This window comes from Pseudomonas sp. TWR3-1-1, assembly GCF_049896545.1.
Lineage (GTDB): Bacteria > Pseudomonadota > Gammaproteobacteria > Pseudomonadales > Pseudomonadaceae > Aquipseudomonas > Aquipseudomonas weihenstephanensis.
In genome coordinates this window covers 190,763-213,339 of the sequence record NZ_JAFCUO010000009.1, presented here as the reverse complement: position 1 = coordinate 213,339, position 22,577 = coordinate 190,763, and the positions used below count along the sequence as shown (strand labels likewise).

The window sequence follows — 22,577 nt, the reverse complement described above, 5'->3', positions numbered from 1 at the left end:
CCGGAACAAGATGCGAGTCTTCCTGTCGAAGGCCCGATACTCTTTAAGGAAAGATCGGAATGAAGATCTCCGATGGTTTTGATGCTCGTCGGTTACGTCCCAAAGGCCCCAGCCATTGGCGCTCACGCTTTATCTTGACGCTAGCGGCGCTGATCACGCTCTGTGGCTTGCTGATGGCACTGGCCGGTGTGGCGAGTGTGTTGGGCCGCCCTGCGGCCTTGAGTGAACTCAACGCCAACCCGGCCGGGGCTTCAGTGGTGCTGGGCATTGGCCTGCTAATCACTTGGCTGGGGATCTGGATGTGGCGCCGCCGTCGCCGTTACATGCGCCAGCCGCTGGGGCTGAACATGTCTGCACATTTAATGAAAAAGCACGATTAAGGCACATCCGCCGCACGCGGGTCGCCGACTTGGGTAAACTGGCGCCCCTTCGCGGAGGCTGACATGCAAGACGACGATTTTTCCCTGTTCAAAAACGAAATCCGCGGCGTGAAGCCGATCAAACATGATCGGGCTGATACCGGCAAACCCAAAGCTGACCGGGCACAATTGGCCAAACTGCGGCAAAACGCGATTGTGCGTAGCAATGAGACGATCATTGACGGCTTGTCAGACCAGTTTGTGATTGATGTGGGACCCGAAGATCAACTGAGCTGGTCGCGCGATGGCGTGCAAGAAAGCCAGATGCGCAAGCTCAAACTGGGGCAGATCAGCTTTGAAGGCAGCCTTGACCTGCACGGCATGACCGTCGAAAAGGCCCGCGAAACCTTGTGGGAGTTTTTGAGCGAAGCCACCCGGCTCGAAGTGCGCTGCGTCCGCGTGACCCACGGCAAGGCGGTGCGCCTGGATGGCAAACGGCCGATGATCAAAAGCCACGTCAACACCTGGCTGCGCCAGCACTCACAGGTGTTGGGATTCTGCTCATGCCAGTCCAAACACGGCGGCGCAGGTGCGGTGTACGTAATGCTCAAACGCACCATGATGGAGGGTCGCGACGAGTAAACGTCGCGACAAGGGCGCAGACTCAGGCGCCCAGCTCTTCTTTTCTCTTTTCAGACCAGGCGTGATCACACTCAGCACATTCATAGTCATAGCGATTGATCACAAAGGTCGTGCTCATAAAGCGCGTATTGGTGCCGCGTGAATTTTTTTCGTGCACTTTGATACGTCCCTTGAAGCGATCCATCTCCTTGTGCCCCGTGCAGTCAAAATTCAGCGATTTGCACGATGGGCAACGATGACGGATGAAACGGTGCCATACAAAACCACCCAAAATGGCCGCCAATAACAGCCCTGTCCAAAGCAACCACTGCCCGCGTGCCTGACTTTCTTGACGGAGTTGCGTTTGCTGGCGCTGCTCTTGTAAAGCGACGGCCTGCGCCTGCTCGCGCGCAAGCGTGGCTTGCTGCTCGGCCTGGGCTTGTAGTTGCTGAGCCTGGTGCCTGGCGCGTTGCTCGCCATTGGCCTGTGCAATCCAGTATTTGAAGCGCGGGATGCCGTCAATGACCTTTTGCATGGCCTCAGTACGCAAACGGTAGGTCGAGTCCTGAGTGGGATCATTTTGCAAATTACGCTGCGCGTACCAGTTACGCGCTTCTTGCAGTTCGGCCATTTTTTGCTGCTCAAGCCGATACTTCAAATACTCAAAGTCGGCGTCATCCCACTGCAACACCGGCTTGCCAAACAACTTGGCCTGAGGATCACGCCAGGCTGACTCGCTCAATAGCCCCTGCACGTTATAAAAATACTTGGGATCAAACAGAATCGGGATCGGGTTATCGGCCGCCATCGCTGGAGCTGTCGGCGCAATGACCGGGGCCGCGACTGGAGCCGCAACTGGAGCCGCAACTGGAGCGGCCGCGGGCACGCTTGAACTCACCCCGTTCAAAGCATCCAGTTGTTGCTGATAGGCTGCGGTCAAACACACCACGTTTGCCGAACACTGTTCACGCGGGCCTCTGAGCCACGCCAGTTGCCGACTTCTGACCTGAGGGTCCTGCGCAAGCGCCTGACGATAAGTGCGCGACAACTGCTCATCCAGTGCCGACAACGTCGGATTGCCACAAATGGCATATTCGACCTGGGTGCTGGCCTTGGTGCAGTCAAAACTGGCGGCGTTGCTGTGCGTCATGCCCACGCTGAAAAACAGTCCCGCCAACACCCGTGACGACCTGTGCAGTAATGCGTCCATGTCCGCTGTGCATCCTTGATCAAAAAGAGGGCCTGCCCGAATTGGCATCATTTAGCCATTAGGCGCGCATGCTATCGATTTCGCAGTGGGCAAACCAGATGCTCAGTTGCGAATACGCACTGCGCGTACACCCATCGCTCGACCTACGCTACTATGTGCGCCAAATGAAGTGCACCCCAAGTACCTGATCACCCTTCGCGGCACACACTTGCCGATGGGCGCCACCCAGGTACAGTCCACTCGATACCCCTTTGAAACCCACATGGAAAACAGCCCTGTGACATTGGAACAAAACTACACCGCCATCCTCGGTCAACTGGGCGAAGACGTCTCCCGTGAAGGCCTGCTCGACACGCCAAAGCGCGCAGCCAAAGCCATGCAGTACCTGTGCCGTGGCTATGAGCAAACCCTGGAAGAAGTCACCAACGGTGCCTTGTTCAGCTCGGACAACAGCGAAATGGTGCTGGTCAAGGACATCGAGTTGTATTCGCTGTGCGAGCACCACCTGCTGCCGTTTATCGGCAAGGCGCACGTGGCGTACATTCCGAGCGGCAAAGTGTTGGGCCTGTCGAAAGTGGCACGTATCGTCGATATGTATGCCCGCCGCCTGCAAATCCAGGAAAACCTCAGCCGTCAAATTGCCGATGCCGTGATGCAAGTCACGGGCGCCCTGGGCGTTGCGGTCGTGATCGAAGCCAAGCACATGTGCATGATGATGCGCGGTGTCGAGAAGCAGAATTCGTCGATGATCACCTCGGTGATGCTCGGCGAGTTCCGCGACAACGCTGCCACACGCAGCGAGTTCCTGAGCTTGATCAAGTAATACGTGTACAAAAACCGGCGTTCATCGCCGGTTTTTTTTCGTCCGCCGAATTCAGGTAAGCTGCGGGCCTTATTTCTTGCCCCATGAGGCTTTTACTGTGTTTATCAAAGCGCTTCGCGTAGGCCTGGGTCAGTTGATCATCGCTGGCGACTTCATGACCCGCCCCAGTAAAAAACAACGCCCTGACGCTGCTCAGGCGCAGGTGGACCAAGCGGCCAAAAACCTGACCCTGTATCAGTTCCATGCCTGCCCGTTCTGCGTCAAAACCCGCCGTAACCTGCGCCGCTTGAACGTGCCGGTGGCGCTGCGGGATGCGAAAAACAATGAGCAGGATCGCCAGACCCTGCTGGAGCAAGGCGGCAAGATCAAAGTGCCGTGCTTGCGCATTGAAGAAGATGGCAAGACAACCTGGATGTACGAGTCCAAGGTAATCATTGAGTACCTGAACAACCGTTTCGCCAACGTGTAACCCGCAAAACTCAGGCCTCGCCCGCCACTCCAGAGTTGGCGGATGTAAAAAAACCGGCACATGGCCGGTTTTTTTATTGCGCGGGTTTACCCCAGCATCGTCACGTGGTGCGGGTGACTGGCCACCCGCTGTAACCAGGCCTGAATACTCGGGTAAGCCCCAAGCTCAAAGCCGCCCTGATGGGCGACATGGGTGTAGGCATACAGCGTCACATCGGCAATCGAGTAGTGCTCGCCCACCAAATAGGGTGTGCGGGCCAACTGTTGCTCCATGACATCCAGCGCCTTGTAGCCGCGCTTTTGCAGTGCGCGGTACTCCTCAAGTCGCGCTTGCGGCAAACCCAGATAAAACTGGATAAACCGCGCCACCGCGATGTAAGGCTCATGGCTGTATTGCTCGAAAAACTGCCATTGCAGCACCTGGGTGCGCAAGCGCGGTTCGGTCGGCAGGAACTCGCTGCCGTCCGCCAGGTAGTTGAGAATCGCGTTTGATTCCCACAAGCACGTGCCGTCTTCAAGCTCCAGTACCGGCACTTTGCCGTTGGGGTTTTTCGCCAGAAATTGCGGGGTTTCGGTTTCGCCCTTGAGAATGTCCACCGCATGCCATTGGTATTCAAGCCCCAGCAAATGCAGCATCAGCTTGATTTTGTAGCAATTGCCCGAGTTGTAATCGCCATAAACCTTGAGCATCGCGACTCCTTTTACGCCGCCTGGGCGGCTTGTGCCTGACGAATAACATTAGCCAGGCGCTTAAGGCCCTCGTGCAAACGCGCAGGGTCGATGTGGCTGAAGTTCAGGCGCAGGCTGCCAACGTTCTGGTCCGGCTCGGCAAAGAACGGCTCGCCCGGCATGAATGCCACATTCTGCTCCAGCGCCGGCTTGAGCAAGGTACGGGTGTCAAACGGTTGCTTGAGGGTCAGCCAGAAAAACAATCCGCCCTGTGGCACCTGCCAATCGGCCAGATCCGCGAAGTGCTCTTGCAGCGCGGCTTGAAAACCATCACGGCGAATGCGGTAGAAGTCACGCAACTCGGCCAGGTGATTGCTCATTTTTTGCGTGCCGATCCACTGCAAGGCTTGCCATTGGCCCACACGGTTGGTGTGCAGGTCGGCGGATTGCTTGAGGCGCAGCAAATGCGGGTACAGGTCGGGGCTGGCAATCAAGAAACCGACGCGCAGACCTGGCAGCAAGGTTTTGGAAACGGTGCCGGTGTAGATCCAGCTGGCTTTTTTCAAACGGCTGACAATCGGCGTGGCGCTGCCACCGTCGAAGTTCAGCTCGCGGTACGGCTCGTCTTCGATCAGCGTCACACCGAACTCGTCCAGCAAGGCTGCAACGGCATCGCGCTTGGCTTCGCTGTAACGCACGGCCGACGGGTTCTGGAACGTCGGGATCAGGTAGATGAAGGCGGGCGAATGTTGTTCAAGCTCGCTGCGCAGTGCGGCCAGGTCCGGGCCATCGGCTTGCAACGGAAAGCTCAGGCACTGCGCGCCGAACAATTGGAAAATTTGCAGCGCCGCCAGGTAAGTCGGGGCTTCGAGCATGATCTCGGTACCCTTGTCGATGTACAGCTTGGCGGCCAGGTCGAGGGCTTGCTGCGAACCGCTGAGTACCATCACTTGGCTCGCGTCGCAGTCAACGCCCAGGGCGCGGGCCTCTTGGGCCAACACTTCACGCAGCGCCGGTTCGCCTTCGCTCATGCCGTATTGGCCCATCGAGGCGGGCATGTCGGTCCAGTCGACTTTGGGCAGCATCGCTTCGGCCGGTAGACCGCCTGCAAAGGACATGACTTCCGGACGTTGGGCCGCAGCCAGAATTTCACGAATCAAAGAGCTTTTCAGGCGGGAAACACGTTCGGAGAAGGCCATACAGATCACCGGTAGCGGAAGTAATTGGAAATAAGTCAAACTGATTGACCGAAATTACGCCGCGCAGCCTAGATACGTCAATATGCTTGACCTTAAAAATCCGACCACTCAGCGTGCTGCCATGCAAGCCTTCTTCTTTGGCTATCAAGCATTTACCGCCAAAGCGGATGAAATGCTGGCGCGTCGTGGGCTGAGCCGGGTGCATCAGCGCATCGTGTTTTTTATCGCGCATTACCCCGGTGTCAGCGTCAAAGAACTGCTGACATTGTTGGGGGTCAGCAAGCAGGCACTCAATACGCCATTGCGCCAGTTGATCGAGATGAACCTGGTGCGCAGCGTCGCGCCAGAGACCGACAAGCGCAAGCGCCTGCTGGAGTTGACCCCCGAGGGCGTGCGTTTTGAGCGCAATTTGCGTCGCGAACAGGTCAAGCTCTTGCAACGCGTCTTCGCCCAAGAAGGCGAAGACGCGGTGAACGGCTGGTTGGCAATCAATCATGCCTTGGGGCAAAACCGTACCTGACGCGCTCATCACCCTCCCCCTGACAACACCCTTCGTACATTTCTGAAAACATTATTTGCTTTATTTGTATACAAAAGCATAATTCAGCTCACGCTCTTTCTTGACCTTGCAGTCAGAAAAAGCCGTTTTTTGCCTTATTTGCCTCAACCAGCGCGCTCAAAAACAATAAAAGCCTGAGGAAATCACTGTGGACAGCCCTAAACCGCAAGCCCCTGCCCTGGACCTTTCACCGCCCGTTCAACGCGGCTGGCTGGAACGTCTGTTCAAACTGTCGCTGCATGGCACCACCGTCAAAACTGAGTTGATCGCCGGGCTGACCACGTTCATCACCATGGCGTACATCATCTTCGTCAACCCCAACATCATGGCCGACGCGGGCATCAATCACGGCGCAGCCTTTGTTGCCACCTGCATTGCGGCCGCCCTGGGCAGCTTGCTGATGGGTTTGTATGCAAACTGGCCTGTGGGCCTTGCTCCCGGCATGGGCTTGAATGCGTTTTTCACCTACACCGTGGTCGGCACCATGGGCTACAGCTGGGAGACCGCGCTGGGCGCGGTGTTTGTCTCGGGCGTGTTGTTTTTGATCCTGACCCTGTCGCGCATACGCGAATGGCTGCTTAACAGCATCCCCGTGAGCCTGCGCTATGCGATGGGCGCGGGGGTCGGTCTGTTCCTGGGCATCATCGGCCTCAAAACCTCGGGCATCATCGTCGACAGCTCCGCCACCCTGATCAAACTCGGGTCGTTGCGCGATCCGGCCCCTTTGCTGGCCGCCGTGTGTTTTTTGATGATTGCGATCCTCAGTTACCACCGGGTGTTCGGCGCCATTTTGATCAGCATCATTGCCGTTACTTTGGCGGGCTGGGGCCTGGACCTGGTGCACTACAACGGCATCCTCTCCGCCCCGCCCAGCCTGGCGCCAACCTGGATGGCGATGGACCTCAAAGGCGTATTCAACATCAGCATGATCAGCGTGGTCCTGGCCTTCCTGTTTGTGCACATGTTTGATACCGCGGGCACCTTGATGGGCGTGGCGCAACGCGCAGGGCTGGTCAAGGCCGACGGCAAAATCGAAAACCTGTCGCGGGCACTTAAAGCCGACAGCGCTTCCAGCGTTTTTGGCGCCGTGGTCGGCGTGCCACCGGTCACCAGCTACGTCGAAAGTGCCGCCGGGGTGGCCGCAGGCGGGCGCACCGGGCTGACGGCTGTGACGGTCGGCGTGCTGTTCGTTGCGGCCATGTTTTTCGCGCCGCTGGCCGGCATGATTCCGGCGTATGCAACGGCAGGGGCGTTGATTTACGTGGCCATGCTGATGATGGGCGGCATGCAGCACATCAACTGGGAAGAACCCACCGATTGCATCCCGGCGATTGTGACCATGATCATGATGCCGTTGACTTTTTCAGTGGCAGACGGCATCGCCCTGGGCTTTATCAGCTTTGTGGCGCTGAAGGCGGGCACGGGTAAATACCGGGAAATCTCCGTCAGTTTGTGGGTGCTCTGCGCGATTTTCATTGCCAAGTTTATTTACCTGTAAACGCGGCAATACCAACCGGCCCCGCCATTGCGCGGGGCATTTGTTGCAATGGAGGAAGTGATGAGTCTGGAAACCTGGTTGCTGTTCAGCAGCGCGGCATTGGTGGTAATCCTGATTCCAGGGCCGCTGTCGTTATTGATGATCAGCAACAGTTTGAACTACGGCCTGCGCCGTTCGTACCCGGCGTTTCTGGGCGGAGTAATTGCCTCGATCTGTTTACTCAGTGCCTCGGCGCTGGGGCTGGGCGCCTTGCTGCTGGCCTCGGAGCAATTGTTCAGCGCACTCAAAATTGTCGGCGCGCTGTACCTGTTCTACCTCGCCTGGCAGAGCTGGAAGCAATCGCGGCTGCCAGCCCAAGCGGCCCAGGTACCTGAAGCTGCCCCAAAACCGCGCTTCAGCGCGCTGTTTGGGCGCGCCTTTGTTTTGGGCGCCAGCAACCCGAAAGACATTCTGTTTTTTGCAGCATTCTTGCCGCAGTTCCTCAACCCCGACCAACCCTTCCTCAGCCAGTTACTGGTGATGATCGCCACCTGGACGGTACTCGACTTGTGCTGCAAGTTGGCTTACGGGCTGGGCGCCCACGGCGCTGCGGGTTACTTGCGCAGCGGCAAGGGCCAAAGCTGGTTTAACCGGGTCAGTGCCGGCTTGTTCGGTGTGGCGGGTACAGCGTCGTTGTTGAGCCGTTAGGCCCGATCAGCGCGTTTGTGTGGCGCGCACTGTTGAATGTTTGACGACGGCCACGCCGCCGGATCACAGCCCCGCCCCTGCGCGACTCCAGCCTGTAAAGCTAGTCGCGCAGGAGCGCAGCGACGCTGCGATGACCGGGTTGCTTTTCGACAGGCGAAAAAAAGCCCGCAGTGTGAGCGGGCAAAAACCACATGCGCAGGGTGAAAACTAGCTGCCGCGATACGTGGAGTAGCTGTACGGCGAAATCAACAGGGGGACGTGGTAATGCGCTTGTTCGGCATTGATACCGAACCGCAGCACCACGACATCCAAAAAGGCTGGCTCTGGCAGTTGTACACCGCGGGCGCGGTAGTAATCCCCAGCGCTGAACTGCACCTGATACACCCCGGAGCGGTAGTCGTCACCTTCCAGCAATGGCGCGTCGCAACGGCCGTCGCTGTTGGTCAGCGCGGTGGCGACCAGTTCCAGCTGTGAACCCTCAACCCGATACAACTCGACTTTGATCGAGCTGCCTGGGCAACCGTGTGCGGCATCCAAAACGTGCGTGGTTAAACGTCCCATTGATTTTGCGTGCCTGGCGAATGAGTGTTCACTCAGGCCTCGCGCCTCCCGGTGTCAGTGAATAAAAAGGAGCCAGCGCACTCTATCGATGCACGATTGAGCAGCGGCGAAGTCACGATTAAGACATTTATCAAAAAAATTGTACACAATTAAAATCACAACTTAACCCAGGCCCCGAATCACGCGGCCTCACAGCTAATCCCTGTCAACGACGCAGCTCTCGACGACTTTATATTCACGACCTGACCGATCAGGCAGGTTTCTTGCTTGTACACTTGCAGCACAAATCATGGTAAAAATGCAAAAAATCAGGCTTACAAAGTGTTTGTAAAGTTGTATACAATCAGGCCATCGCAGTGAAGCCAGGTCTGGCCGAACGACTGTCAACACGAATAATAAGGAAGACTGTAGTGAGCGCTGATTACCCACGCGACCTGATTGGTTACGGTCCTAACCCTCCCCACCCGCACTGGCCGGATAACGCGCGCATTGCTCTGTCGTTTGTACTCAATTACGAAGAAGGCGGCGAGCGCAACATCCTGCACGGTGACAAAGAGTCCGAAGCCTTCCTCTCGGAAATGGTTTCAGCGCAGCCACTGCAAGGCGAGCGCAACATGAGCATGGAATCCCTCTACGAATACGGCAGCCGCGCTGGCGTGTGGCGGATTCTCAAGCTGTTCAAAGAATTTGATATTCCCCTGACCATTTTCGCCGTGGCTATGGCTGCCCAGCGTCACCCCGATGTGATCCGCGCCATGGTCGCTGCGGGCCATGAGATTTGCAGCCACGGCTATCGCTGGATCGACTACCAGTACATGGATGAGGCGCAAGAGCGCGAACACATGCTCGAAGCGATCCGCATCCTCACCGAAATCAGCGGCGAGCGCCCCTTGGGCTGGTACACCGGCCGCACCGGCCCCAACACCCGCCGCCTGGTGATGGAAGAAGGCGGTTTTTTGTACGACTGCGACACCTATGACGATGACCTGCCGTACTGGGAACCCAACAACCCGACTGGCAAACCGCATCTGGTGATCCCGTACACGCTGGACACCAACGACATGCGCTTCACCCAGGTGCAGGGTTTCAACACCGGCGAGCAGTTTTTCCAGTACCTCAAGGATGCCTTCGACGTGCTCTACGCCGAAGGTGCGCAGGCGCCAAAAATGCTTTCCATTGGCCTGCACTGCCGCCTCATTGGCCGCCCTGCCCGCCTGGCCGCCCTCAAGCGTTTCATTGAATACGCCAAAGGTCATGACCACGTCTGGTTCGCCCGCCGCGTTGATATCGCCCGCCACTGGCACGCCACACACCCTTTCGCCGCGGAGAACTCGAAATGAGCGCATTCAAGACCCTCAAGCCTTCAACCCTGAGCCGCGAAGCGTTCGTGCAAGCCTTTGCCGATATCTATGAACACTCACCCTGGGTCGCCGAGAAGGCCTACGACCTGGGCCTGGATGCCAGCGTCGATCAGATCGAAAGCCTGCACCAGCGCATGAGTGACATTTTGTTGAGCGCCGATCACGCCAGCCAGCTGGCACTGATCAACGCTCACCCGGACCTGGCCGGCAAAGCTGCCGTCCAGGGCCAACTGACCGAAGCCAGCACCCATGAACAGGCTGGCGCCGGTATTCACCAATGCACGGCCGAAGAGTTTCAGCGCTTCACCGAGCTGAACGACGCCTACAAAGCCAAGTTCAAGTTTCCCTTCATCATGGCGGTAAAAGGCAGCGACCGGCACCAGATCCTCGCCGCGTTCGAAACCCGCATCCATAACCCGGCAGACGCCGAGTTCAAGTGCGCGTTGGCAGAAATCAACAAAATAGCCCTGTTCCGATTACTCCAGCTCTAAGCCGACCCGGCATGTGCCGGTCAGGCATCTCCAGCCACTTATTCAAAGGCAGACCAGAAGAATGAAAGCTTACGCCGTACCGTTCGAGAAGTTCGTCAACTTGGCCGACGCCCGCTTGGGCACCAAAATCATCAGCGTCACCGATGATTGGTTCGCCGACGCCAACCGTCTGTTCCAGCCGACCCCGGCCGTATGGAAGGAGGGCGTTTTCGATGACAACGGCAAGTGGATGGACGGCTGGGAGTCCCGCCGCAAGCGCTTCGAAGGCTATGACAGCGCGGTGATCCGCCTGGGCGTACCCGGCTCGATCAAAGGCGTGGACATCGACACTTCATTCTTCACCGGCAACTTCCCGCCGTCTGCCTCGCTTGAAGCCTGCTTCCTGGCCTCGGGCGAACCGAACGAAAACACCCAGTGGGTTGAAGTGCTGTCGGCTGTCGAGTTGCAAGGCAACAGCCACCACTACCACGAGATCAACAACGATCAGGCGTTCAGCCACCTGCGTTTCAACATCTACCCGGACGGCGGCGTTGCCCGCCTGCGCGTCTACGGCGTGCCGTTCCGCGACTGGTCGGCGGTGGGTGACAACGAGCAGGTTGACCTGGCTGCGGCCCTCAACGGCGGCCGCGCGCTGGCCTGCTCCGATGAGCACTTCGGACGCATGAGCAACATCCTCAACCCCGGCCGCGGTATCAACATGGGCGATGGCTGGGAAACTGCCCGTCGTCGTACACCGGGCAATGACTGGGTCATCGTCGCGCTGGGGCATCCGGGCGAGATCGAAAAAATCATCGTCGACACCCTGCACTTCAAAGGTAACTACCCCGACAGCTGCTCGATTCAGGGCGCTTACGTCAAGGGCGGCACCGACAGCCAGATCGAAACCCAATCGCTGTTCTGGCGTGAACTGTTGCCGAGCCAGAAGATGGAAATGCACGCTGAACACACGTACAGCGAGCAACTGAAAAACCTCGGCCCGATCACTCACATCCGCCTCAACCTGTTCCCGGACGGTGGTGTAAGCCGCATCCGTGTACTGGGCAAAGTCGCTAAATAAGGTAGAGCCAGTCGTCGCTGCCGCAGGCGGCGACTGCACCCACAAAACACCACAGCAATCCGAATAAGAAGACCCACCATGCGCACATTAACGATTGAACCCTTGAGCAAAGAAGCTTTCGCCGCTTTCGGTGACGTGATTGAAACCGATGGCAGCGACCACTTCATGATCAACAACGGTTCGACCATGCGCTTTCATCGTCTGGCCGAAGTTGAAACAGCTACCCCGGATGACAAAGCGATCATCAGCATTTTCCGCGCCGATGCGCAGGACATGCCGTTTACCGTACGCATGCTGGAGCGCCATCCGCTGGGCAGCCAAGCCTTTATCCCGCTGCTCGGCAACCCCTTTCTGATCGTGGTCGCGCCCGTTGGCGATGCACCTGTATCAGGTTTGGTCCGCGCTTTTGTCAGCAATGGCAGGCAGGGCATTAATTACCATCGCGGCGTTTGGCACCACCCGGTGCTGACGATCGAAAAGCGGGATGACTTCCTGGTGGTTGATCGCAGTGGCACAGGCAATAACTGCGATGAGCATTTCTTTAAAGAGGATGAGTTGTTGATCCTCGCCCCCCACCAATAAGAGAAGGCCCAAACGCTCAAAAAAGAGCGACGGGCAGAGGTAAAGACTGTGGAAGCACATTTAATGGAATGGCTGAATCTGAGCGTGCGCTGGATTCATATGATCACTGGTGTGGCCTGGATCGGCGCGTCGTTTTATTTCGTCTGGCTGGAAAACAACCTCAACCGTGCCAACCCCAAAGACGGTCTGGCCGGCGACTTGTGGGCCATTCACGGCGGCGGCATCTACCACCTCGAAAAATACAAACTGGCCCCACCGACCATGCCGGAAAACCTGCACTGGTTTAAATGGGAAGCCTATTTCACCTGGATGTCCGGCATTGCCTTGCTGTGCCTGGTGTTCTATTTCAACCCGGCGCTGTACCTGATTGCACCCGGCAGTACCCTCAGTGGCCCTGAAGCGGTCGCCATCGGTATCGGGTCGTTGATTGCCGGCTGGTTTGTCTACGACTTTCTGTGCGACTCCGCTTTGGGCAAACGCCCGGCGTTGCTCGGCTTGGTCCTGTTTGTGCTGTTGGTTGCGGCAGCGTTTGGCCTGAGCAAAGTGTTCAGCGGGCGCGGCGCCTACCTGCACGTCGGCGCCATCATCGGCACCATCATGGTGGGTAACGTGTTCCGCACCATCATGCCGGCGCAGCGCGCGCTGGTGGCGGCCATCAAGGAAGGCCGCACGCCCGATCCGGCACTGCCGGCCAAAGGCTTGCTGCGTTCGCGTCACAACAACTATTTCACCCTGCCGGTGCTGTTCATCATGATCAGCAACCACTTCCCGAGTACCTATGGCAGCCAGTACAACTGGTTGATCCTGGCCGGGATCGCCGTGTTGGCCGTGTTGGTGCGTCACTACTTCAACACCCGCCACAACAGCCATAAATATGCCTGGACCTTACCGGTCGCAGCCTTGGGCATGATTTGCCTGGCGTACGTCACCGGCCCGACCCCGACACCAGCAGCCCCGCAAGCGGCCAAGGTGATCAAGTATCAGCCGATCCCGGAAACCGCCGTCAGCGGTGCCAAGCCAGATGCCCATCCCGCTCCGGTCACGGCGCCCGCCGCCGCTGAAAAACCGGTGGCGACGGTTGATTTCGAACAAGTGCATGCCGTGATCCAGGAACGCTGCACCGTGTGTCACTCCTCAAAACCCACCAGCCCGCTGTTCAGTGCAGCACCGGCTGGCGTGATGTTTGACACGGCACAACAAATCCAGCTGATGGCGCCACGCATTCAGGCGCAGGCCGTCGCCAGTCAAATCATGCCGTTGGGCAACATTACGCAAATGACCCAACAAGAGCGTGAACTCATCGGTTCCTGGATCAACACAGGAGCTCAAACTAACTGATACACACTGTTTGTGGCCGCTACCGAAGGCTGCGATCACCCCTCGCCGGGGTGCCCGGTTCGATACGTCTTGCAGTCTGTCGAACCTGTCGCAGTCTTCGGTAGCGGCTACAAAACCACACCACTAGCTCACAACAATAAAAATGACCGAGGTGTTGCATGTCCGATTTAACTGAAGCGCGCATACCCGCCGTGACCGCCCCGCCGCCTATTCAGCGGTTGCCGATGTTGCAATTGATTCTGGTGGGTTTGCAGCACGTGTTGCTCATGTACGGGGGCGCCGTGGCCGTGCCGCTGATCATCGGACAAGCCGCTGGCCTGAGTCGTGAGGAAATTGCTTTTCTGATCAACGCCGACTTGTTGGTGGCGGGGATCGCAACCATCGTGCAGTCGCTGGGCATTGGCCCTATGGGCATCCGCATGCCGGTGATGATGGGCGCCAGTTTTGCGGCGGTGGGCAGTATGGTGGCGATGGCCGGTATGCCGGGTATCGGCATGACCGGCATTTTCGGTGCCACCATTGCAGCTGGCTTCTTCGGGATGATCATTGCGCCCTTCATGTCCAAAGTGGTGCGCTTCTTCCCGCCACTGGTGACCGGCACGGTCATCACCTCAATTGGTTTGTCGCTGTTTCCGGTCGCCGTCAACTGGGCGGGCGGCGGCAGCAGTGCTGCACAATTCGGCTCTCCGGTGTTTCTGTGCATTGCGGCATTGGTGCTGGGCACCATCTTGCTGATCAACCGTTTCATGCGCGGCTTCTGGGTCAATATTTCAGTGTTGATCGGTATGGCGCTGGGCTATGTGCTGTCGGGTGCGATGGGCATGGTTGACCTAAACGGCATAGGTAACGCGCCGTGGTTCCAGGTGGTCACACCCTTGCATTTCGGCATGCCTGAGTTCCATCTGGCGCCGATCTTGTCGATGTGCCTGGTGGTGGTGATCATTTTTGTCGAGTCCACCGGGATGTTTCTGGCGCTGGGCAAGATCACCGGTCAGGAAGTCACCCCGCGCATGCTGCGCCGCGGCTTGCTGTGTGACGCAGGCGCCTCCTTTCTGGCCGGGTTCTTCAACACCTTCACCCATTCCTCCTTCGCCCAAAACATCGGCCTGGTGCAGATGACCGGCGTGCGCTGCCGTTCGGTGACGATCATGGCGGGGGTGTTTTTGATCACCCTGAGCTTGCTGCCTAAAGCCGCCTTTTTGGTGGCTTCGATTCCGCCAGCGGTATTGGGCGGCGCAGCCATTGCCATGTTCGGCATGGTGGCGGCGACCGGCATCAAAATCCTGCAAGAAGCCGATATCGCCGACCGCCGCAATCAGTTACTGGTCGCGGTCAGTATCGGCATGGGTCTGATTCCTGTGGTGCGTCCCGAGTTCTTCGCCCACTTGCCGATGTGGATGGGCCCCATCACCCACAGCGGTATCGCGATGGCTGCCGTCAGTGCGGTGTGCCTCAATCTGCTGTTCAACGTATTGGGCGGCGCCGAGCGTGCCGCCTTGAGTGGCCACGTGCATCAGCACTGATCACATGCCTTCACCCACTGGGGGCTGATTAAAGCGCTCACCTCACCCCTCTCCCTGTGCAGAGGGTTGGGGTGAGGGCTTTTGCTTTAAAACAATAATAAAAAGGAGTTACCCATGAAGTGCACACACTGGGGCGCTACGCTCGCGGGTGGGTTTTTGGCTGCCGGTCAGGTCATGGCCGGGGATCTGTTTTTATGGCAAACCAACAGCCTGACCTACCTCTACGGCAAGAACTTTGCGATCAACCCCTCGATCCAGCAAACCGTGACCTTTGAGCACGCCGACAAATGGAAGTACGGCGATAACTTCCTGTTCGTCGACCGGATCTTCTACAACGGCAAACCCGATCGCAACAAAGGCCCGCACACCTATTACGGCGAGTTCAGCCCGCGCTTGTCGTTCGGCAAAATCCTGGACCGCAAACTGGAGTTCGGCCCGATCAAAGACGTGCTGCTGGCCATGACCTATGAGTACGGCGAAGGTGACAGCGAGGCGTATCTGATCGGTCCCGGCTTTGATCTGGCCGTGCCCGGTTTCAATTACTTCACCCTCAACTTCTATCGCCGTCACACCGAAGGCCCACGCCCCGGCACAGGTGCCTGGCAGATCACTCCATCGTTTTCCTACACCATCCCCATGGGGCGCTCCAATGTGCTGATCGACGGCTACATGGACTGGGTGGTCGACAACGATCAAAACTCACGCGGCACCTATCACGCCAACCTGCACCTCAACCCCCAGGTTAAATATGACTTGGGCAAAGCGTTGAATGTGGGTGAAAAACAACTGTATGTCGGCTTCGAATACAGCTATTGGAAAAACAAATACGGCATCGAAAACAGCAGCCGCCTGGACACCAACCAGAACACGGCCAGCGCCTTGGTTAAATTCCACTTCTAGCACCCTTTGCGTGCACGCTCCGTCATGGCCTGCCCGGTGGCTATGACGGAGCACTTGAGCCGAACAGTCAGAGACAGTATTCTGCGCGGCCGCTCACACTTGAGCGGTGTTTCAAAGCTGACTTACAAGCCAACTTAATCCATTCAGATCAAGTAGTTACACGCCTAATGACTCAACTGTCCGACACAGCTGAGCGCATTCCCTTGGCCAATCGCCACGTGTGGCCCAACACTTGCTCAGGGTATTAAAGTTGACCGAAGAGCCAACTTTTAAACACGGAACCAAAGTGCCAATACAGAGCACTACGTTCCATTCACCGCGTCACACTTTACTTTTTGGAGCAACCGAATGAAGCGCACACTGACCAGCCTGATGCTCGCGGGGAGCTTGCTGGGCGGGGCACCGGCCGTCGCCGGCGACCTGCTGCAATGGCAAACCAACAGCCTGACTTACTTGTGGGGCAAGAACTTCCAGGTGAATCCATCGATTCAACAAACCCTGACCTTCGAACACGCAGACAGCTGGAAGTACGGCGATAACTTCTTCTTCCTCGACCGTATTTTTTACAACGGTAAAGAAGACGGTAACGTCGGCCCGAACACCTATTACGGCGAGTTCACACCGCGCTTGTCACTGGGCAAAATCTTCGACCAGAAGTTTGAATTCGGCCCGATCAAAGACGTGCTGTTGGCCATGACCTACGAGTTTGGTGAAGGCGATACCGAGGCTTACCTGATTGGCCCAGGTTTTGACCTTGACGTGCCGGGCTTCGACTTCGTGCAGCTGAACTTCTACCAGCGCTTCCCGGAAGGCAACCGCGCCGGCAAAGGCGTGTGGCAGATCACCCCGGTATGGTCTTACACCCTGCCCGTGGGCAACTCTGACGTGCTGATCGACGGCTACATGGACTGGGTGGTCGACAACGACCAAAACGCCCGTGGCACCTACCACGCCAACCTGCACTTCAACCCGCAGGTCAAATATGACTTGGGCAAAGCGTTGAACTGGGGCGCCAAACAGCTGTACGTCGGTCTCGAATACGACTACTGGAAAAACAAATACGGCATCGAAGACAGCGGTTCCTTCAAAACCAATCAGGACACCGCGAGCCTGCTGGTCAAATACCACTTCTGATGCACCGGCCTCAGCCTGCTTGCCCCGGCTGAGGCACTCGCAGCACCCCGCGCAGCATCAAGTCCAGACTGTCCAGCGCCGCCGTCAGGCGCTGCGGCGGTTGTTGATCGGCGGCGATCCAGAACGAGGCATCCATCAAGCCGCCTTGAATCAAACGCGCCAACGCCTCGGGATCGGTGCGCTGAATCACCTGGGCCTCGATCAAGTCGCGCAACATCGCGGCCAGCGACGCACTGCAATCAGACTGGCTGCTTTGCAGGTACTCCGAACCCAATACAGAGGGAGCATCGCGCAACATAATGCGCTGCACTTCAACCTCCAGGGCCATCTGCAAAAATACCCGGCAACGTCCTCTGAACCCTTCCCACGGGCTGCTCGCCTGCTCGGATTCCTGCGCCAGCTGGGCGTCCAGCTCAGCGTCAATCTGTTGCACCACGGCCTGCAATAAGCCCTTCTTGTCGCCAAAGTGGTGATACAGCGCGCCACGGGTCAAACCCACCGAGGCGGTCAGCTCATCCATCGAGGTCTGCGCATAGCCCACCGATCCAAACGCCTGACGCGCCGCCTCGAGCAGCTTGGCACGGGTTTCTTCTATCATTTGTGAACGCGCTTTGGGCGCCATGTCCGCCTCCTTTATTTTTGGATACGCGGCGTATGTTAATTGACATACGTCGCGTATGCGTATATTTCTGCATACGCCGCGTATGTCAGGTTTCAAAAAAGCCCCCTCGCGGCCCACTTATCGTTGCGGAGCTTGTATGGCAAACCCTTATCGCGAGATTTTCAGCGCCCCCGGCAGCATGGCTTTTTGCGCCGCGGGCCTGATCGCACGCATGCCGATTTCCATGACCGGGATCGGCATCATCACCCTGCTGGCACAGTTACGCGGGTCGTATTGGCTGGCGGGCGCCGTCGCCGCGACCTTCGCGCTGGCGATGGCACTCATCGCACCCCAAATTTCACGCTGGGTGGACCGCTACGGGCAAGGCCGCGTATTGCCTGGCGTCACCGCCATCGGGGTCAGCGCGCTGCTGGCCTTGTTGCTGTGCAGTTATCTGGGCACACCCGACTGGACACTCTTCGTATTTGCCGCATTGGCCGGGTTCATACCCAGCATGCCCGCCATGGTGCGCGCACGCTGGAGCGAGCTGTACCGCGGCTCGCCCAAGTTGCACACTGCGTTTTCACTCGAATCGGTGCTCGATGAAGTGAGCTTCATTATCGGCCCGCCCATTTCCGTGGGCCTGAGCGTGGCCGTGTTCCCACAGGCTGGCCCATTGGTTGCCGCCGGGCTGCTGGCCATTGGCGTGACCGCGTTTGTGCTGCAACGCCAGACCGAGCCACCGGTTCACCCGCGCAGCACCGAACACGGCGGGACCGTGTTACGCCAAGGTGCGGTGGTTGTTTTGCTGCTGGTATTGCTGGGTATGGGCACCATCGTCGGCACCGTGGACGTGGTCAGCGTCGCCTTCGCCCAACAACAGGGTCAACCCGCGGCCGCCAGCATTGTGCTGTCGGTGTACGCCTTGGGTTCCTGCGTGGTGGGGCTGATTTTCGGCACGCTAAAACTGAACATGCCCTTGCCCAAGCAGTTTTTGATCGGCGCACTGGCCACCGCCATCACCGTGGTGCCGCTGATGTGGGTCCACAGCATCGCAACCCTGGCGGGCGCCATGTTTGTCGCCGGGCTGTTTTTCGCGCCGACGTTGATCACTGCGATGGGCCTGGTAGAAAACATCGTCCCGGCGGCCAAGCTGACCGAAGGACTGACGTGGATGATTACCGGCCTGGGCATGGGCGTGGCACTGGGTGCTGTGCTCGGTGGCTGGGTGATTGACGCTTACGGCGCGCAGGCAGGTTTTGCCGTGTCGTTGGGCGCAGGCACAGGCGTGCTGTTATTCGCCGTGCTCGGCTATCGCCTGCTGCACAACAGCACCCTGCCCCGCACCGCCAGCTTGGCCGGTTAGATCCTGCCTGCCCGCGCCCGCGCGGGTAGTGGCCATATAATGGCAATGCGCTTTCTATGGCTATTATGTTTCGCGCCCGGCGGCCGATACAGACAGTGCAATATTTTTTCAGAAGACGCTCTGTCTCAAGCCTCGGGAGTACAAACGGATGTTCAACCGCCGATGGCGCCAACGCTGCGCCAACCTTGAAACGCAATTAAATGCGTTAGAGCAGGACAAACAGGCCCTTGAACAGGAGGTTCAAGCCCTGCGTGCACAGGTCATTCAAGACCGCGACCAGCAGCAAGTGCTGGAACACTACGAACGCTACCAACAAGACTTGCACAGCAAGCTGGAGCGTTTTGACGAATCGTTGCAAAAAACCCGCGATGGCGTGGTCGCACAGGCCGAAAGCCTGCAAGGTGAAGTGGTTCACTTGCGCGACAACAGCAATGTATTTGCGCAAACGTCAGCCCTGCTGGCCGGCTTCTCCAGTTCGCTGGGGCATATGGCCGGTCAAGGCGTCAGCAGTGTCGAAAGCGTCGGCGTGCTGCGCCAGCGCGTGGGCGAGATCAGTCGCATCGTCGAGCTGATCAAAGCCGTGTCCGACCAAACCAACCTGCTGGCCCTCAACGCCGCCATTGAAGCGGCCCGCGCGGGTGAACAGGGCCGCGGCTTTGCCGTGGTGGCCGATGAAGTGCGCGCGCTGGCACAACGTACCAATGGCGCAACCCAGGAAATCAGCCAACTGGTGTCGAGTATCAACCAGGAAACCGAAGCCGCCAGCACCGCCATTGGTGTGTTGTCGGATGAAGCCTCACGGCTGTCTGGCGATGTCTCGCGCTCGGCTGAAACCCTCGACGAGATGATGACCCTGGGCGAGCACATGAGTCAGTTGATCGAAGGCATTGCCCTGCGCTCGTTCTGCGAGTCAGTGAAGCTCGATCACTTGCTGTTCAAGTTGATGGTCTATCAACGCTTGTTTAAACAGGACGAGAACCTGCAACTGTCGACCCACACCACCTGCCGCCTCGGCAAATGGTATTTGGCGCCAGAAACCCAGGCGCGCTATGCCGACAACCGCGACTTCCAGCAACTCAACGAGCCGCACCGGGTGGTGCACCAAACCGCGCACAACGCCCTGCATGCAGCCCAGGAGAAAAACTGGAGCCAGGTGCTACTGCAAATCAACGACATGGAAAGCGCCAGCCTCACGGTCAGCGCCATGCTCGACAACCTGAGTCACTGACCGCTCAACCCTTGATGGCGCGCCACACTTTGCTGACCGCCATCACCCCCGCCAACACCACAGCGCCGGCAATGATGCCGGCCACGGCGTTGAGCAACGTCGGCACAATCACCGACAGCGGTCCCACAAAAGGCGCGCTGCTCTGAGCCAACGCCTCAACCCAGTGATGCAGCACCGGCACGCCGTGGACCAGAATCCCGCCACCGACCATAAACATCGCCGCCGTACCAATGACCGTCAGCGCCTTCATCATGTACGGCGCAGCATTCAACACGCCTTGGCCGAAACTGCGCTGAACGCGCGGCCAGGTGCCATCGCCGGTCTTTTGGGTCAGGTACAAACCGCCGTCATCCATCTTCACGATGCCCGCCACCACGCCATAAACCCCGACGGTCATGACGATGGCGATGCCAGACAGCACCACCACTTGCTGCATCAGCGGCGCATCCGCCACAGTGCCCAGGGTGATCGCAATGATCTCGGCCGACAGAATAAAGTCTGTGCGCACGGCGCCCTTGATTTTGTCTTTCTCAAAAGCCACCAGGTCGACTTCAGCATCCGCTGCGGCCGCCGACAGCGCGGCCCGATCGTGTTGATCGGCGTGCTTGCTGTGAAAAAACTTGTGCGCCAGCTTTTCAAAGCCTTCAAAACACAGATACGCGCCGCCCACCATCAACAGCGGCGTCACCGCCCAGGGTGCAAACGCGCTGATGGCCAACGCCGCGGGCACCAGGATCAGCTTGTTGCGAAACGAGCCCTTGGCCACCGCCCACACCACCGGCAGTTCGCGCTCGGCGCGCACCCCGCTGACCTGTTGCGCATTCAGCGCCAAGTCATCACCCAGCACTCCGGCAGTCTTTTTGGCGGCCATTTTTGTCATCAGCGCGACGTCGTCAAGTACCGCGGCGATGTCGTCGAGCAACATCAGCAAACTGCTGCCTGCCATGGGGGGTTGTCCCTTCCAGATTGAATGACGCTAAGCATAGCGTGTGCCAGCCCTCAAGCGGCAATCTTGAGCCGCCCGCAAGCCCGGTGCTACCATGCCCGACCGCCCAAGCAGGCAAGGAAATACGGGTTTATGAGCAGCATCCGCGAACGTAATAAAGAGCTGATTTTGCGCGCCGCCAGCGAAGAATTCGCTGACAAGGGTTTCGCCGCCAGCAAAACCAGCGACATCGCGGCCAAGGCAGGCGTGCCCAAGCCCAATGTGTATTACTACTTCAAGTCCAAGGAGAACCTCTACCGCGAGGTGCTCGAAAGCATCATCGACCCGATTCTACGGGCCTCGACCCCGTTCAATGCCGATGGCGAACCGAACGAAGTACTGAGCAACTACATCCGCTCAAAAATCCTGATTTCCCGCGACCTGCCGTTTGCGTCCAAGGTCTTTGCCAGCGAAATCATGCACGGCGCGCCGCACTTGAGTGAAAAACAGGTCGAGTTGCTCAACGCTCAGGCCAAGCACAACATTGAGTGCATTCAAATCTGGATCGACCGCGGGCAAATTGCCCCCATCGACCCGCACCACCTGATGTTCAGCATTTGGGCCGCAACCCAGACCTACGCAGACTTCGACTGGCAAATCTCGGCCATCACCGGCAAAGCCAAACTCGACGACCACGACTACGAAGCGGCGACCCAGACCATCATTCGGCTGGTACTCAAAGGCTGCACACCGGACTGAAGCTGAACACTGTTGGTAGTCGCCGGCGCAGGCGGCGAGTCTTTAAAAACATCAAAGGCTCGCCGCCTGCGCCAGCGACTACAGCACAAGACTCAGACCACCACGCCTGCATCCGCCCGCAAACCTTGCGCTTCTATGGCGCTGATCGCGCACTGTTCATCGATGTCAGATGTATCGCCGCTGATCCCCATCGCGCCAATCACCTGCCCATGCTCATCGCGTATCAACACCCCACCCGGCGCCGGCACCACCTCACTTTTGCCCATGCCATTGAGCGCTGCAAAAAATGCGGGGCGCTGCTGCGCGTCCAGCGCCAGCAAGCGCGAACCCTTGCCCAGCGCAATCGCGCCCCATGCCTTGCCAATTGCTATGTGGGGCCGCAACAGACTGGCGCCATCTTCACGCTGTAACGCCACCAGATGCCCTCCGCCATCCAGCACCGCCACCGCCAACGGTGCGGCTGAGATCTGACGCCCGGCTGCCAGGGCGTGAGTGGCCAGGTTTAACGCGAGTTTCAAGGTTAAAGCACTCATGGTTGCCGTCCTTATCTTGTTATTGGAAACCCTTTTGGTCGTCTTGATAGACGACCTGATACAACCAATAGAACACAATAAATATTAACTTTGTATACAATTTTACGCATGCGAATCGCCTGATA

Annotated in this window: 25 protein-coding genes and 1 pseudogene; 19 read left to right on the top strand and 7 right to left on the bottom strand. The window is 58.2% G+C overall.

Translation table 11 applies throughout. The features are described 5' to 3' along the window. Window positions 1-59: 59 nt before the first annotated feature. Both ACP7A4_RS19055 and ACP7A4_RS19050 read left to right on the top strand, forming a co-directional pair. Entirely contained in the window at window positions 60-380 is a 321-nt protein-coding gene (locus tag ACP7A4_RS19055) for a hypothetical protein (RefSeq protein WP_059762983.1), read from the top strand. A 63-nt stretch (window positions 381-443) separates the two neighbouring features. Beyond that, entirely contained in the window at window positions 444-1,001 is a 558-nt protein-coding gene (locus ACP7A4_RS19050; RefSeq protein WP_426247944.1) for a Smr/MutS family protein, read from the top strand. A 22-nt stretch (window positions 1,002-1,023) separates the two neighbouring features. Here the strand turns inward: ACP7A4_RS19050 and ACP7A4_RS19045 are convergent, their stop codons facing one another. Then, window positions 1,024-2,190: a lysozyme inhibitor LprI family protein gene (locus ACP7A4_RS19045; protein WP_426247943.1), complete on the bottom strand. Its 1,167-nt coding sequence runs from the start codon at window positions 2,188-2,190 to the stop codon at window positions 1,024-1,026. A gap of 277 nt (window positions 2,191-2,467) precedes the next feature. On the opposite strand from ACP7A4_RS19045, the gene folE reads away from it, so the two are divergent. After that, window positions 2,468-3,013 carry a GTP cyclohydrolase I FolE gene (folE, locus tag ACP7A4_RS19040; RefSeq protein ID WP_048366310.1) on the top strand — a complete coding sequence of 182 codons (546 nt, stop codon included), beginning with the start codon at window positions 2,468-2,470 and terminating at the stop codon, window positions 3,011-3,013. Window positions 3,014-3,110: 97 nt separating this feature from the next. Next, window positions 3,111-3,482 (top strand): glutathione S-transferase N-terminal domain-containing protein, encoded by a 372-nt coding sequence (locus ACP7A4_RS19035; protein ID WP_426247942.1) that lies wholly within the window; start codon window positions 3,111-3,113, stop codon window positions 3,480-3,482. A gap of 86 nt (window positions 3,483-3,568) precedes the next feature. On the opposite strand, the gene ACP7A4_RS19030 is transcribed toward ACP7A4_RS19035, so the two are convergent. Next, window positions 3,569-4,171: a glutathione S-transferase family protein gene (locus ACP7A4_RS19030; RefSeq protein ID WP_203302459.1), complete on the bottom strand. Its 603-nt coding sequence runs from the start codon at window positions 4,169-4,171 to the stop codon at window positions 3,569-3,571. Between the two features lie 11 nt (window positions 4,172-4,182). Beyond that, window positions 4,183-5,349: a PLP-dependent aminotransferase family protein gene (locus ACP7A4_RS19025; protein ID WP_048366307.1), complete on the bottom strand. Its 1,167-nt coding sequence runs from the start codon at window positions 5,347-5,349 to the stop codon at window positions 4,183-4,185. 82 nt (window positions 5,350-5,431) lie between these two features. On the opposite strand from ACP7A4_RS19025, the gene ACP7A4_RS19020 reads away from it, so the two are divergent. From ACP7A4_RS19020 to ACP7A4_RS19010, 3 genes are all read left to right on the top strand, one after another. Beyond that, a complete protein-coding gene (locus ACP7A4_RS19020) occupies window positions 5,432-5,869 on the top strand; it encodes a MarR family winged helix-turn-helix transcriptional regulator (RefSeq protein ID WP_059762988.1) in 438 nt (145 codons plus the stop codon). A 187-nt stretch (window positions 5,870-6,056) separates the two neighbouring features. Next, window positions 6,057-7,406, top strand: a complete 1,350-nt coding sequence (locus ACP7A4_RS19015; RefSeq protein ID WP_203302457.1) for an NCS2 family permease — start codon at window positions 6,057-6,059, stop codon at window positions 7,404-7,406. Window positions 7,407-7,466: 60 nt separating this feature from the next. After that, window positions 7,467-8,093: a LysE family translocator gene (locus tag ACP7A4_RS19010; RefSeq protein ID WP_048402431.1), complete on the top strand. Its 627-nt coding sequence runs from the start codon at window positions 7,467-7,469 to the stop codon at window positions 8,091-8,093. Between the two features lie 207 nt (window positions 8,094-8,300). On the opposite strand, the gene uraH is transcribed toward ACP7A4_RS19010, so the two are convergent. Beyond that, the gene (gene uraH / locus ACP7A4_RS19005) at window positions 8,301-8,654 is read right to left on the bottom strand and encodes a hydroxyisourate hydrolase (protein ID WP_048366303.1); all 354 of its coding nucleotides are present in this window, start codon (window positions 8,652-8,654) and stop codon (window positions 8,301-8,303) included. Between the two features lie 410 nt (window positions 8,655-9,064). On the opposite strand from uraH, the gene puuE reads away from it, so the two are divergent. The 8 genes from puuE to ACP7A4_RS18965 all read left to right on the top strand — a co-directional run bounded on the left by puuE (window position 9,065) and on the right by ACP7A4_RS18965 (window position 17,040). Next, a complete protein-coding gene (puuE, locus tag ACP7A4_RS19000) occupies window positions 9,065-9,994 on the top strand; it encodes an allantoinase PuuE (RefSeq protein ID WP_426247941.1) in 930 nt (309 codons plus the stop codon). Next, on the top strand, window positions 9,991-10,506 hold the full coding sequence (gene uraD / locus ACP7A4_RS18995; protein WP_203302456.1) for a 2-oxo-4-hydroxy-4-carboxy-5-ureidoimidazoline decarboxylase: 516 nt from the start codon (window positions 9,991-9,993) through the stop codon (window positions 10,504-10,506). Before puuE ends, uraD begins: the two co-directional genes overlap by 4 nt. 61 nt (window positions 10,507-10,567) lie before the next feature. Then, window positions 10,568-11,563: an allantoicase gene (gene alc / locus ACP7A4_RS18990; protein ID WP_048366300.1), complete on the top strand. Its 996-nt coding sequence runs from the start codon at window positions 10,568-10,570 to the stop codon at window positions 11,561-11,563. A gap of 78 nt (window positions 11,564-11,641) precedes the next feature. Then, window positions 11,642-12,145, top strand: a complete 504-nt coding sequence (locus tag ACP7A4_RS18985; protein ID WP_059762993.1) for an ureidoglycolate lyase — start codon at window positions 11,642-11,644, stop codon at window positions 12,143-12,145. Between the two features lie 48 nt (window positions 12,146-12,193). Further along, on the top strand, window positions 12,194-13,483 hold the full coding sequence (locus ACP7A4_RS18980; protein ID WP_059762994.1) for a urate hydroxylase PuuD: 1,290 nt from the start codon (window positions 12,194-12,196) through the stop codon (window positions 13,481-13,483). A gap of 158 nt (window positions 13,484-13,641) precedes the next feature. Next, window positions 13,642-15,006: a nucleobase:cation symporter-2 family protein gene (locus ACP7A4_RS18975; RefSeq protein WP_048402428.1), complete on the top strand. Its 1,365-nt coding sequence runs from the start codon at window positions 13,642-13,644 to the stop codon at window positions 15,004-15,006. A gap of 114 nt (window positions 15,007-15,120) precedes the next feature. After that, a complete protein-coding gene (locus ACP7A4_RS18970; protein WP_059762996.1) occupies window positions 15,121-15,906 on the top strand; it encodes an outer membrane protein OmpK in 786 nt (261 codons plus the stop codon). A 348-nt stretch (window positions 15,907-16,254) separates the two neighbouring features. After that, window positions 16,255-17,040 (top strand): outer membrane protein OmpK, encoded by a 786-nt coding sequence (locus tag ACP7A4_RS18965; protein WP_059762997.1) that lies wholly within the window; start codon window positions 16,255-16,257, stop codon window positions 17,038-17,040. Window positions 17,041-17,050: 10 nt separating this feature from the next. Here ACP7A4_RS18965 and ACP7A4_RS18960 read toward each other — a convergent pair whose 3' ends face one another. Further along, the gene (locus tag ACP7A4_RS18960; RefSeq protein WP_426247940.1) at window positions 17,051-17,662 is read right to left on the bottom strand and encodes a TetR/AcrR family transcriptional regulator; all 612 of its coding nucleotides are present in this window, start codon (window positions 17,660-17,662) and stop codon (window positions 17,051-17,053) included. 136 nt (window positions 17,663-17,798) lie between these two features. Between ACP7A4_RS18960 and ACP7A4_RS18955 the strand changes: the two genes are divergently transcribed. From ACP7A4_RS18955 to ACP7A4_RS18945, 3 genes and pseudogenes are all read left to right on the top strand, one after another. Continuing rightward, window positions 17,799-19,007, top strand: coding sequence for an MFS transporter (locus tag ACP7A4_RS18955; protein ID WP_426247939.1), 1,209 nt, complete (start codon window positions 17,799-17,801; stop codon window positions 19,005-19,007). 556 nt (window positions 19,008-19,563) lie between these two features. Continuing rightward, window positions 19,564-19,842: pseudogene (locus ACP7A4_RS18950) on the top strand (methyl-accepting chemotaxis protein); the annotation flags it as partial. Window positions 19,843-19,851: 9 nt separating this feature from the next. Next, complete coding sequence (locus ACP7A4_RS18945; protein ID WP_420877426.1) at window positions 19,852-20,235, top strand: CZB domain-containing protein; 384 nt, start codon at window positions 19,852-19,854, stop codon at window positions 20,233-20,235. Window positions 20,236-20,239: 4 nt separating this feature from the next. On the opposite strand, the gene ACP7A4_RS18940 is transcribed toward ACP7A4_RS18945, so the two are convergent. Next, window positions 20,240-21,181, bottom strand: a complete 942-nt coding sequence (locus tag ACP7A4_RS18940; RefSeq protein WP_059763001.1) for a DUF808 domain-containing protein — start codon at window positions 21,179-21,181, stop codon at window positions 20,240-20,242. Window positions 21,182-21,313: 132 nt separating this feature from the next. Here ACP7A4_RS18940 and ACP7A4_RS18935 point away from each other — a divergent pair, with 132 nt between their 5' ends. Then, window positions 21,314-21,919 (top strand): TetR/AcrR family transcriptional regulator, encoded by a 606-nt coding sequence (locus ACP7A4_RS18935; RefSeq protein WP_048366291.1) that lies wholly within the window; start codon window positions 21,314-21,316, stop codon window positions 21,917-21,919. A gap of 92 nt (window positions 21,920-22,011) precedes the next feature. Here ACP7A4_RS18935 and ACP7A4_RS18930 read toward each other — a convergent pair whose 3' ends face one another. Continuing rightward, window positions 22,012-22,452 carry a GlcG/HbpS family heme-binding protein gene (locus ACP7A4_RS18930; RefSeq protein WP_048366290.1) on the bottom strand — a complete coding sequence of 147 codons (441 nt, stop codon included), beginning with the start codon at window positions 22,450-22,452 and terminating at the stop codon, window positions 22,012-22,014. Between the last annotated feature and the right edge of the window lie 125 nt (window positions 22,453-22,577).